The 13,096-nt window shown below is 44.5% G+C and carries 10 protein-coding genes; 2 read left to right on the top strand and 8 right to left on the bottom strand.

Going from position 1 to position 13,096, the window contains the following annotated elements; all coding sequences use genetic code 11:
• Positions 1–34: 34 nt before the first annotated feature.
• Positions 35–793: a YheC/YheD family protein gene (locus A8708_RS12480; RefSeq protein WP_068663805.1), complete on the top strand. Its 759-nt coding sequence runs from the start codon at positions 35–37 to the stop codon at positions 791–793.
• Between the two features lie 313 nt (positions 794–1,106).
• Here A8708_RS12480 and A8708_RS12475 read toward each other — a convergent pair whose 3' ends face one another.
• The 7 genes from A8708_RS12475 to A8708_RS12445 all read right to left on the bottom strand — a co-directional run bounded on the left by A8708_RS12475 (position 1,107) and on the right by A8708_RS12445 (position 11,170).
• Positions 1,107–2,150, bottom strand: coding sequence for a glycoside hydrolase family 88/105 protein (locus A8708_RS12475; RefSeq protein WP_068663802.1), 1,044 nt, complete (start codon positions 2,148–2,150; stop codon positions 1,107–1,109).
• A 31-nt stretch (positions 2,151–2,181) separates the two neighbouring features.
• On the bottom strand, positions 2,182–2,958 hold the full coding sequence (locus tag A8708_RS12470) for a carbohydrate ABC transporter permease (protein ID WP_414813245.1): 777 nt from the start codon (positions 2,956–2,958) through the stop codon (positions 2,182–2,184).
• Between the two features lie 67 nt (positions 2,959–3,025).
• Entirely contained in the window at positions 3,026–3,928 is a 903-nt protein-coding gene (locus A8708_RS12465) for a carbohydrate ABC transporter permease (RefSeq protein WP_057309586.1), read from the bottom strand.
• Positions 3,929–5,117: 1,189 nt separating this feature from the next.
• Positions 5,118–6,452, bottom strand: a complete 1,335-nt coding sequence (locus A8708_RS12460) for an ABC transporter substrate-binding protein (RefSeq protein ID WP_068663800.1) — start codon at positions 6,450–6,452, stop codon at positions 5,118–5,120.
• A 96-nt stretch (positions 6,453–6,548) separates the two neighbouring features.
• Entirely contained in the window at positions 6,549–8,111 is a 1,563-nt protein-coding gene (locus A8708_RS12455; RefSeq protein ID WP_068663799.1) for a response regulator transcription factor, read from the bottom strand.
• A 3-nt stretch (positions 8,112–8,114) separates the two neighbouring features.
• Positions 8,115–9,863, bottom strand: coding sequence for a sensor histidine kinase (locus A8708_RS12450; RefSeq protein ID WP_068663798.1), 1,749 nt, complete (start codon positions 9,861–9,863; stop codon positions 8,115–8,117).
• A gap of 170 nt (positions 9,864–10,033) precedes the next feature.
• Positions 10,034–11,170, bottom strand: coding sequence for a glycoside hydrolase family 88 protein (locus A8708_RS12445; protein WP_239696655.1), 1,137 nt, complete (start codon positions 11,168–11,170; stop codon positions 10,034–10,036).
• Positions 11,171–11,346: 176 nt separating this feature from the next.
• On the opposite strand from A8708_RS12445, the gene A8708_RS12440 reads away from it, so the two are divergent.
• Positions 11,347–12,183, top strand: a complete 837-nt coding sequence (locus A8708_RS12440; RefSeq protein ID WP_068663796.1) for a helix-turn-helix domain-containing protein — start codon at positions 11,347–11,349, stop codon at positions 12,181–12,183.
• 11 nt (positions 12,184–12,194) lie between these two features.
• Here A8708_RS12440 and A8708_RS12435 read toward each other — a convergent pair whose 3' ends face one another.
• A complete protein-coding gene (locus A8708_RS12435; protein ID WP_068663795.1) occupies positions 12,195–13,037 on the bottom strand; it encodes an AraC family transcriptional regulator in 843 nt (280 codons plus the stop codon).
• Positions 13,038–13,096: the final 59 nt, after the last annotated feature.

The following is a 13,096-nucleotide window of genomic DNA, read 5'->3' as shown; positions in this document are numbered from 1 at the left end:
TCACATACGATGTCTAAAAAGAGGTGTACTCCCCATGCCCACGTATAAAAGCAGTTCAATCAAGAGCAAATGGCGTAAAACAAAGTGGCTGCTTGAGCAACCTCAGTTGCGTCACTACGTCCCTCGAACATTGCTTTTTACGAAAACCAATTTGCACATGATGTTAGATGACTATACGACTGTCTTTTTCAAGCCTACAGATGGTTCTGGAGGTTCAAATATTATACGTATTACAAGGAAGCCTGAGGGCTTCCAAACCCAATTGAATCGGACGAAACACTTCTATGCCACAAGGAAGAAATTGCATAGTAACTTGTCCAAACATGCGGGAAAGCGCTCTTATTTGCTTCAGAAAGGGATTAAGCTTGCCAAGACGAATGGCAGACCCTTCGATATTCGAGTGATGGTACAGAAAAACAATCAAGGTGTGTGGGTCAGCACGGCCCTCTTCGCCAAAATTGGCAGACAAGGAAAAGTAGCTACGAACTATAATCAAGGCGGAACTATTGGCTATTTCAAGCCCACGATGCGCGGAGCAGGCTACAACTCTGCAGATATTCAAGAGCGTGAAGCGCAACTGAAACAACTAGGCGTGGCGGTTGGGTATGCTTTTGACAATCACAATCGAGGATTCCGGGAACTTGGTCTCGATGTCGCAATTGATTCCAAAGGGGTACCATGGATACTCGAAGTGAATACGAGACCCCAATTCTACCCGCTGAAAAACATGTCTAATCGCAAGTTGTACCGACGGATGATGGATATCGGGAAGCAGTATGGGCGCAAGAAGTAGACGTCATAATTCCAAGAAATCAAACTTGTCAAAACTGGAAAATAGATGGAAATCCTCCATCTATTTTTGCTTTTTCTGCTAATTAAATGAAATAACAAGAAAACCTCCAGTTAATCTTGGCGTTTCTGTGCGTTTCGCAGAGAATGACCGATTATAACTGGAGGCTTTCCATTTAAACTAAATTTTGAACGGAAATCCGTTGAAATAACTGTAGATTTTCCATCTAACCGACTAGGATTCGCTAGGTTGGGCGACGAAGGCTAGATTCAGCTAGTTTGGGACTAGGTCGGGCTAGAATGTCTTAACACTTCCTCTAGCACCCGTTTCCGAAGCTGTTCTTCTTCGAATTCAGCATCTCAGCTAGGAACGTCAAGGTTAACCCTTGTCCCCAACCTTGAATGCGTTTGTCCGGCACGCCTTTGTAGCCTTCGGCGTTTTTCATGACAGCCGTACCCGCGGAGACACCAGTAACTGTGCCTTCCTCGGTAATTCGTGCTAAGATACCGTCTATCGATTTCTGCGTGTATTTGTTATACAGTCGCCCTCGCGTTAGCAGTGCTGCGGCAATTCCCGCTGATCCGGAAGTTTCCAGCGGAGCTGTATCATCATCCAGAATGGTGTGCCACAAACCTGATTCATCCTGCAAGCGGACAAGTGCGCTTAGTTGGTCACGCAGCGATCCATCAATAATCATGAATGATGGATGCGTTACTTCTACGAGATGAAGTGCACGTGCCATCGTCAGGGCCGCCCAGGAGTTACCGCGAGCCCAGAACATGGCGGACATGTTATTTTGCGCGATATTATCCCAGCCATGATAGTACAGATTCGTCTTTGCATCCTGCAAGACGTTCTCATGTCCATGATACTGCTTCAAGCCGAGCTCGAAGTAATCATCTTTATTCAGTAATTTACCAACACGAAGTAGGAAGTACCCCGCCATGAACATCGTATCTACCCAAGCTTGTTCTGGAAAGTTATACGTCTCCGAATTAACTGTATGCTGGAGAATGTCGTCCCCAAACCGTTCCGCTTGGTTCGCAAGGAAATCAGCCATTTCCTTCACCGTGTCTAGGTATTTCTCTTCTTGGGTCACCTCATAGAGCGTCAGAAGGGAGTGTCCGATGGAAACCGCATTGACCGAAAGTTTCGGCAAGCCATCCTCCATATTTTCATCCACCCAAGCTTTCAGCCTAGTAAGATAGGACTCATTTCCAGTTGCCTCATAGGCTTCGCATACCCCATAAAAGGCAACACCACCTGGCCAATCCCATCCGAAGTCCATCCGAAACGTGCGATCTACCACACGGTCAATGGCTGCTCTGATATCATTTTCCTCAAATACTAATTTAGGCATATCTATAAGCTCTCCTCTCATCCTCTATTCTCTATCCTTTCAATCCGCTTGTGCTAATCCCATCAACGATGTACCGTTGGAAAATGAAGAACACGACAACAATCGGTACCAGTGACGCGGATGCCATGGCGAACATGCCGCCCCAGTTGTTAACTGACTCTCCATCCAAGAATAATTTCAAAGCCAGCGACACAGGGTACATGCTCGGTTTATTTAAGTATAACAGCGGGTTAATGAAATCTTCCCAGCGCCAGTAGAAGGAGAAAATCGTTGATGTGATGAGTGCTGGCACGATAAGTGGAACCAAAATCCGGAAAAAGATGCTGTATTTACTGCAACCGTCCATTTTGGCAGCTTCATCAAGCTCAATAGGAATCGTCCGAATGAACTGCATAATCAGGAAGATAAAGAATGGAATCGCAAAGAACTGCGGGACGATGATCGGCTTGAAGGATCCAATCCATTCTAATTTTGCGAACAGTACATATTGCGGAATGATAGTAACATCATGCGGCAGCATCATCGTTAACATCATACAGCCGAACCAGAAGTTTCTACCGAAAAATGGGATACGGCCAAACGCATAAGCAACAAGGGCAGAACTAGCTACCGCACCGATCGTGGACAAGATTACGATATAGAACGAGTTCATGAAGAAGCGGCCGAATGAATTACCTGCGAAGCCTCTCCACCCTGTTTGAAAGTTCTCCCAGGCAATCTTGCTCGGAATCAAGCTGTAAGCGGTTGAAAAAATTTCACTGTTTGGCTTCAACGAGCTAGCAAGCAACCAAATGATGGGGTACATCATGATAAGCGAGCCCAGAACTAGAAGGAGATGATAGCCAACGCGTCTGTAGGGATTCGAATGTGCCATGTTATTTCTCTCCTTTGTTTTCGTAGTACACCCAGTATTTCGATGTTTGGAAAATAACGAGTGCAATGATACCGACTAGAATTAGCATGACCCATGCCATCGCGGAAGCATAACCCATTTCGTAGAATTGGAATGCTCTGCGATATAAGTACAAAGAATATAGTAGGGTATTATCCAGTGGTCCACCTTCGCCGCGTGAGATAATGTAGGCCGGCGTAAAGGTCATGAAAGCAGAGATAGTTTGCATGATCAGATTGAACAGGATAATTGGGCTAAGCAGTGGCAATGTGATTTTGAAAAACTGACGAATTTTATTCGCGCCGTCTACGCTAGCCGCTTCATAATAAGAAGCTGGAATGTTTTTGAGACCGGCAAGAAAGATCAACATGGAAGAACCGAACTGCCAGACGGACAAAGCAATCAGCGTCCATAGCGCTGTCGACGGATTCCCAATCCAAGATGTATCTGTGTGAATTCCGATAGCACCTAGGGCTGAATTCACCAAACCTTTATCTCCGAACACTTGCGTCCACATGATGGATACGGCCACGCTGCCCCCGATCAAGGAAGGCAAGTAAAACGAGGAGCGATACACGCCGATACCAGAGACTGCTTTATTGAGCAGAACCGCCACCATCAAGGCGAATGCAAGTCGTAATGGCACACTTGCGAACACGTACGTGAAGGTTACACTGACGGATTTCCAATACTTATCGTCCGCGGTAAACATTTTCTCATAGTTGTCAAAACCGATAAAATTGGGAGCATCAAAGAGGTTGTAATCCGTAAATGAGTAGAAGAGTGAAGAAAAAATCGGATACAGTGTGAAGATGAGAAACCCCAGAATGAAAGGGGAAGCAAATATGTACCCCACCAGGTTATCGTTATAACGCAGCTTGTTCATTGGTGATCAACCCCTAACGTCGATTTTTGAAGTGGAAGCCTCGCTTCCTCTCTTTTGTATTTTCATTATAAAAGAATTGATGAGCTGCCAGAAGGCAAAAAACCGTCCTGTTTGTATAAATAACAGACTGATAGTAGCGGTTACATTCTTCGATTGGAAGTTCATTTCTATTGTGGGTACGGCTAGTTCGAAGCTGTCATTCCCGACGGTTCCGACTCTTCACCTGCCCTTTAGTGATGAAAAACATCACTAATGCTGACGACCCCGGCGGATCCGACTCTTCACCTGCCCTTTAGTGATGAAAAACATCACTAATGCTGACGACCCCGGCGGATCCGACTCTTCACCTGCCCTTTAGTGATGAAAAACATCACTAATGCTGACGACCCCGGCGGATCCGACTCTTCACCTGCCCTTTAGTGATGAAAAACATCACTAATGCTGACGACCCCGGCGGATCCGACTCTTCACCTGCCCTTTAGTGATGAAAAACATCACTAAAGCTGACGATCCCGGCGGTTCCGACTCTTCACCTGCCCTTTAGTGACGAAAAACATCACTAATGCTGACGATCCCGGCGGATCCGACTCTTCACCTGCCCGTTAGTGATGAAAAACATCACTAATGCTGACGATCCCGGCGGATCCGACTCTTCACCTGCCCGTTAGTGATGAAAAACATCACTAATGCTGACGATCCCGGCGGTTCCGACTCTTCACCTGCCCTTTAGTGATGAAAAACATCACTAATGCTGACGATCCCGGCGGATCCGACTCTTCACCTGCCCTTTAGTGATGAAAAACATCACTAATGCTGACGACCCCGGCGGATCCGACTCTTCACCTGCCCTTTAGTGATGAAAAACATCACTAATGCTGACGATCCCGGCGGATCCGACTCTTCAACTGCCCTTTAGTGACGAAAAACATCACTAACGCTGACGATCCCGGCGGATCCGACTCTTCACCTGCCCTTTAGTGATGAAAAACATCACTAATGCTGACGATCCCGGCGGATCCGACTCTTCACTCGCCCTTTAGTGATGAAAAACATCACTAACGCTGACGACCCCGGCGGATCCGACTCTTCACTCGCCCTTTAGCGATGAAAAACATCACTAATGCTGACGATCCCGGCTGAACAATGAAAAGCCCCCGCACACTTGGTATGCGGAGGCTTGGGAGCCAGCTTATTTTTTGTTTTTAGCCAAGATTGCGTTCGCGTCTTTACGGAATTTCGCTGCGCCTTCTTCAACCGTTAATTTCTTGTACATGATTTGTTCCGCGGTGTCTTTAAGCAATTTCTCTACTTCAACGGAGCCGATTGGGTTTGGCGGATCCATTGGGGAAGCGTTCTTCTCAGCCCATGCAACGTACTCGAATACTTTCTTTTGTTCAGGCGTCAACAGCGGCATCAAAGCTTCTTTTACTTTGGAGGAAACAGGTACACCGCGCTCGCCCATGATGATTTTGTTCGCGTCGATATCGTTAATCAAGAAGTCGACGAATTTTGCTGCTTCTTCTTTGTTCTTGGAGTTTTTGGACACTGACCAGAACATACTAGGTTTCAAGAACAGCGCTTTGTTTTGGCTCCAGCTTGGCGTCTTCATGATATCAAGTGAACGTTTCGCAGCAGTGTTGAACCCAATGAACTGGTTAGACCAAGCGAATGTAGCAGCCGCATTGCCTAGTACCATTTCATCGTCTTCCGCTGTTCCTTTTTTCTGTGCCAACTTATCTAGCGGCAGCAAGTAACCGGAATCATACCATTTTTTGTACATCGTGTAGTAGTCAACAAAGGCTTTATCATCGGTATAGCCAAGACTAGCACCATCTGCCGCGTATAACTTCTGTCCAACGCTTCTCAGATAGAACGGGAAGTATACGTCATGACGAAGGTCACCAGCAAGCAACTTTCCTTTCGCTTTCAGGGTCGCACCGACTGCATCCAAGTCACCAAATGTCCAATCTTCCTTTAGCGTAATCCCATTGTCTTTCAACATTTGCGGATCGACAGTACCACCAAGAGCATTGGATCCCGCGTTCATTGCAACAAGTTTGCCGTCAATTTTACCGCCAGAAATACTGTTTTCAGCAATATCTTTCACATTCAGAACGCCGCTTGTTGTAAATGGTGTCAAATCTTCCAATTGCCCTCTAGTTCCATATTGCGTGAGGTAGGATACGTCCATTTGGAAAACGTCTGGCAATCCGTTAGCAGCAGCTTGTGGAGCAAGCTTCTTCCAATAATCGTCGAATGCAGCGTACTCTGATTCGATTTTCACGTTCGGGTGCTTCTGCTGATATAGTTCAATGACTTTCAATGTATAGTCATGACGTGCTTGTCCACCCCACCAAGCTACGCGCAAAGTAACGGGATTCGCTTTGGTACTTGTCGTTGGTGCTGAACTTGCTGCTGGGCTAGTGCCTGTGCTTGGAGTGCTTGTTGAACCGCTAGAACCGCTTGTACCGCAACCTGCAAGTAGTAAAGCAGCCGAGATAACCGTAAACATGACTTTTTTCATCTGTTATTTCCTCCCCAAAGTTGTAATCGTTTTCTTTCTACTCGTATTATGCCGCTGGAAGGAGCAAACGTTAATCCAAAATACAGACCTATTTGTTTAAAATGCAGAGGTGTCTGTCGATTTCATGTATTCAGAGGGGGTCGAACCACGATATTTTTTGAATACTTGACTAAAATATTGGGGATTGTCTCCGAAACCAAGTCGCTCAGCGAGCTCAAATATCTTCACATCCGCATCCTCTGCAATCATTTCTGTAGCACGGTTTATTCTCGTTTTCATCACATAATTAGAAAATTTCTCTCCTGTTTCCTTCTTAAATAGTTTTCCAAGATAGTCTGCATTCATATACAACATATCATGCGCAACCCAATTCAAGCTCAACTCTGAGTTGCCTAGCTGGGAATTAATAACGTCTATCACTTTTTGAACAATCGCACTATGCTTCACTTTATTAAGACCATAGAATCGTTCCGTCATGGTAATAACGACGTTTTCCATAAACGTTTGAATCATCTGAAGCGTATTCATTTCCACAATCAAGGGAATTTGAGTGAAATAGTGATTCATCTCGTCTGGAGCGCACTGTCGAATAAGGGAAACAAACTGCTGAATGACATAGGATTTCGTCGCATCAATATCAAGCTGAGCTTCTTTCAGATCCCCGATAAAAGCAAGCAAAGCCGCTTCCGCTTCCTCACGATGTCCAGACCTTACGGACATATTGAGTCGTTCTTCATCCCAAACAAGCTCCTTGGGCGAAGCCTCTTGGGATACTTCGGTGTCCTTGCGGGTAATGAGGCTTCCCTCTCCCAAATAAAAGCGATAATTAAGCAGATTCAAACATTGCCTATACAGCGTTCTAGCTCCAGTAATATGGCTCGGCTCACTTAGAGCAATTGTTGCATCCCTTTTATAATAACTCTGGAAAGTATCTCGTATATGATAGATGCGCTCATGGAGCTGATCAATTTGCTCAGATTCCTCCAGCAAAATTAAGACATGATTGCCAATTGTCGTACTAAGCAGCGGACTTTCTAATATTTCTTGAGCAATATTCTTGATCGCAAACAGATGCTCAAACTCAAACCCATCTTCCAACTGAAATAAGAGAAGTCGAATTTGGTAATCAAAATCAAGCTTAAATAGGCTTCGGAAATAGTCCCAATCCACTTGGCCATACGTCTTATTGGTCACAAACTCCTTGAGGAATTGTTCCTTAACATGCGGCATCACTTTCTCAAGCTCCGCCTTCATCTTCCGAACGAATGATTCCTTGCTCGTTTCTTGTTCAAGGTCAGCCACGATTTCCTTCAGCGCTTCCCCTATCTTCCCTTCATTCGTTGGCTTCAATAAATAATGTTTCACACCATACTGCATTGCTCTGCTCGCATAATCAAATTCACCAAAACCCGATAACAGCACGAAGCGGATCTGCGGATATGCCTCATGGACACGCGCCACAAGCTCTAGCCCGTCCATCCCAGGCATACGAATATCACTGATGATAATATCAGGCATCTGTTGCTGTATACATTCAAAGGCTTCAACACCATTACGTGCAGTCCCCATAAGCTCCGTTTGTAAGGAAGTCCAGTCTACCATACGTGAAATGCCATCCAGAATAATTCGCTCATCATCAACTAACAATACTTTATACATGCCTTATTCCTCCTGTCCTTTGGGTAAATGTAGAATAACGGAAGCCCCATGCTCAGCAGATTCATCCACGTGAATACCATAGGCTTCTCCAAAGGCAAGCTTCATTCGATCATCGATATTGAGAAGACCAATGCCTTTGCCTTTCGTAGTTACTTCACCATTACGCAACCTTTCAATCATCCCTTTCGGGAATCCTGGACCTGTATCATCAACGGCAAGGAAGATACCTTCTTCGGTACTCCAACCGCGGATCGAGATTTCACAAGGTTCGATCGTGGATTCCAGCGCATAATGAATCGCATTCTCCATTAATGGTTGGAGGGTCAATTTGGGAATAGGCCGGCTCATTAATTCTTCAGGTACATTCAGTTTAAATACCAATCGCTCTTCAAAGCGAATTTTCTGTATCGTCACATAGCTGCGAACGATATCAATTTCTTCACCAAGTGTAATAATGGGTTCCTTCAAATCAACAGAGTGGCGAAGCAAATACGCCAGCGCTTCTACCATCTCGGAAATTTTGTCTTGACGATTTACTTTGGCCATCCAATTAATCGATTCCAACGTATTGTACAGAAAATGAGGGTTAATTTGAGACTGTAACGCCTTAAATTCCGTTTCTTTAATGAGCAGGCGATTCGCATAATTCTCTTGAATCAACGTATTTATACGTTCTATCATGAAGCGGAAGCTCCGCTGTAAGAGACCTATTTCGTTCATGGCTACCTGCCCCACTGACGGAAATAAATTCGCCTCTTCGAAATTTCCCTTCTCCGCTAGTTTCATCCGCACCATGAGTTCATCTATCGGCCGCGTTAAACTATAGGAGAAACGTACGCCTAACAATATGACAACTACAAATATGCCAATAAAGACGAAAACGACCATTTCCTTAATAAAAATAATGCGATCAAAGATTTGATTAAATGGCGTTAAATTCAAATACGTCCAACCTGTATTCAGAGACTGGATCTGGGCAATGAAATATTCTTCCCCATTCATGTTCTGGATATCATAGCCTTTTCCTGCATTCGCAGGTTTCGCAATACGAGTCAAATCGAAGGAAGGTTCACTTGGAAAGATGACATGCTCATCGGATACAATCAACACATCGCCCTCTTCAGGTGCGATATCGCGCACAAGTTTCTCAATATTGATTCGAATGACTAATGTTCCAAGATAGTCCAAATCAAAGTTTGTTCTATGAAAGGAGCGAATTTCCCGCGTTGCAATCAATGCGGAGTCCTTGCTGTCGGGATATATCCAACGATTTTCCCCATTCCCCTCTGCTGCCACGTTCATAATCTGCCTTTTCCGTTCGGCGTCCATTCTTAGAATGTTACCGCCCTCATGCTCATTTCCTTTGGCATCCATAATCTGAATGGAAAATAAGTAAGGTTCTTCACCTGAATAGCTGATCAGGCGATCTACCAAGTATTGACTAATGATGAGTCGGTCATAATCCGACGGATTTTTCTTAAGCGAAGTTAACCAATCTTGCACCTGCTCCTCTGCCAGAATCCGATACGAGAGCTGTTGCAACCGCTTTAACTCTGTTTCGATCGCCGTAGATGATAAATTGAGTACGCGTGAAGATTTATCATAAATTTGCCCATCGTAGATCGAAAACACATATTGCTGGATCATAATTGTAAATGCCAATGAAACCGCGATAATCATCGTAATCAAAATCGACAATTTATTTTTGATTTTCATATGCCGATACGTATCAAAGACTGCACGTAATCCCATAGTTGGCCGACTCCCTATTTCGTTTTATCATCGATTATGGCATTCCGAAGGACAATGGTCAACGTTCAACCGTCAAAAATGAAATAAACCGCCTCCCTTGGATACCAAGGAAACCGGTCTTGTTTTGATGAATTCATATGTGCTGGAGGCTTTCATACGAACGAAGGCTCCTACAATAACGCTCTCAGCTTCGCAATCGCTTCCAAGAAATAATAGTCTCCGTAGATCAATGCCCCATTCTCGACAGCCGTGCGTGGATTGTTGCCAGGATGAAACGCTGCTGTTGCTTTCGTTAACAGGCATTCATCAGATAGATCCCAGATGGCACATTGCTCATCAAGCGCCTTGAGAATCAAGATAGCGGATTGTAAGTACAAATCTTTCTCTGCCTCTGGAACGGCTTTAGCAATTTCAATCAATCCGCAAGCGGTAATGGCCCCAGCTGAACTATCTAACAGCGTGGCATTGGCGGGTTGTCTATAATCGCATAACGGTACATAACCATTAAGGGGTAAACACGTTAATACATAATGTGCGATCCGTTTCGCAGCTTGCAAATACTCGGTTTTCCCCGTCCAGTTATACGTTTGTGCGAACCCATAGATAGCCCAGCTCTGCCCTCTTGACCACGAGGATCCGCTTGCATAACCTTGACCCCTTGGGATATCAACCACTTCACCCGTTTTCTCGTCAAAGCTAACAATATGATGAACGGATCCATCTTCGCGAACGAACGCTTTCAACGTCTTGTCTGCATGTTGGATACCTATGTGTTTAAAGCGGTCATCATTACTTTGTTCACTCGCCCAGAAAAGCAATGGGATATTCATCATGCAATCAATAATTGCCCAGCCATCATTTCCACTTCCATTCCATGCACGAATGTATCCTCCAGCGAAATTATATCGTGACGACAATACACTCGCTGCTAGCAGTGCCCTTTGTCTTGCACCTTGATATCCCGTAAGTTCATGATTCAACACCGAGGTTAACAGCCACATAAAACCTACATCGTGATGTAATTGATCGTAGCTATGTAGAACGGCATCCATCTTTTTCTCAATACTTTGGGCATACACTTTATAGGTTTCGTTACTTGGATCATCCTTGTATAGCTGCCATAGGATCCCCGCCCAGAATGAATTGGTCCACCAGGAAAGCTCATCATGCCAATCGTCATAGACACCATTGATCGTCGTGTGGGGAAATCCATCTTGGATCCGTTGGGATGTTTTGGATATTTTCGCACCAATTCGTTCCCATGTCCCCTGAATAAAAGTTTTATTCTCCTGTAAAATCGCTTTCAATTTACATTCCCCCTCTAAATTAGCTTGGATCATTGCATCTCCAATGAGCTAAGTATAGCGGCATTTCACGGCTGTAACCTATAGTAGACCTTGCGAGAAACATGGCATAACTTGCTTTTTACCTTTGATTTTTATGATATAGTAAGAGTAAATAAGTCAAGCTCAAGAGGGATACGATGAACGAGAAGCTTCTATCATTTCAACTCAAGAATGGTGCCTTTAGCTACATGCATTCCATTACACAAAGTCCACATGATGAGCAGCACCGCTCTTATATGTTGGATTGCTACGAAATTTATTATCTGATTTCTGGTAGTGTGAATTATCAAGTTGAAGATCAGACTTATTCTTTGAGTCCCGGAGATCTATTGATCATCACAAATAAGGAAATACATCGCCCCTATTTCACGTCGGATTCCAGCTATGAGCGGATCCTCATTTTCTTCACACCTGAATTTTGTCAACATTATCACAATGAGAGCTATCCTATACTGCACTATTTTGAACGCAAAAAGCCCGGAAGCTTCAACCGCATTCCAAGCAAATTGGTTGAGCAACTAGGTGGATATTTCACAGATATGGAAGAACATCACTATAGCAACCAACCTGCGAATCAGGTGCTGATCGAATTGACTTTCATTCGACTTCTCATTCATCTTAATGACATCATTGCCACTCATCTCCATACCTCCCAGCTAGAGGGCGAGTATAATGCGAAGATTGAGCACATTGTCACATACATCCATAACAATCTGTATCATGAACTATCGCTGCGGCATATCGAGGATACGTTCTTTATCAATCGCTACTATTTCTCACATCTGTTCAAGAAAGTAACCGGGTATAGCTTCAAACAATACGTGATTCATAAACGAATCGCCAAAGCCATGGAATTATTGAAGTTATCCGTCCCCCCGACCGAAGTATGTAAAATGACAGGATTTGAAGACTACTCTAACTTTTATAAAGCTTTCAAAAGAGTTACCGGTGTATCACCTGCGAGATACTCGTAGCGTATTGGCGATTACCCCCGATAGGTGCGTGGGGAGACTCCCTTATAGGTCGTAAATGCCCGTGTGAAGGCATATAACTCGGAATAACCTAATGAATAGGCGATTTCCGTGACCGATAACGACGTGGTTTTGAGCAGTTCAGCCCCCTTCTCTAAGCGCTTCTGGGCTAAGTAACGCTGGGGTGAGGTGCCATATTTCTTCAGGAATGCAGCATACACATGAGACCTATGGTAGCCAAAATGATTGGCCGCATCCTCGACACGTATATGCTCCGTATAGTGTAAATCGAAGAACTCTTTCACTTGTGCGAGCCAGTTCTCTTTCTCTTTGGAGGCAGAACGGTTTGCTTGCAGGTTCATTTTATAAAATAGATCACTGAGTGTCCGCTGTTCAAGAAACATATTCCTCTTCGTACCCGAAATCGCGCCGATCACACTTCGCAGTGCTTCACCCACTTCGTTATTCACGATGCCATGTAACCAATACTTATGCGGCGTTATGCCAAATTCTGCTGTTAATAGCGGTAATTGATTGCCTTCCATGGCAAGCCAAATCATTTGTAGTGGCGGGATACCCTCTTCTGTTTGCATTGTTTGATATACATATGGTTGTCCTGGAAATAAACAGAAAACGTCTCCTTCGCTCAATTCCACGGTATGTTCAAGTGAAGTCACCCTCACCTTACCTTGCATAATCCAATGAAAGCTCGTCTGTTCAATGACCTTAGGCCCAATGTGATACGTAGGCTTGGCTATATTCTGCCCTGCTCGCACAATCCAACAACCACTTGCAGTTTGAAACGGCTGAGGAATAGCGAACCAGACATCAGCGAATTCCATCTCATATTCTTGCATCTTGTTCCTCCATTTGCCCCATCTACTCATTTCTTAATTTTACGAAAAAGTAGACATAA

The organism is Paenibacillus oryzisoli (assembly GCF_001653565.1).
In the GTDB taxonomy this organism is placed as follows: domain Bacteria; phylum Bacillota; class Bacilli; order Paenibacillales; family NBRC-103111; genus Paenibacillus_E; species Paenibacillus_E oryzisoli.
The sequence above is the reverse complement of the archived record's forward strand: the minus strand, read 5'-3'. Positions and strand labels throughout refer to the sequence as shown.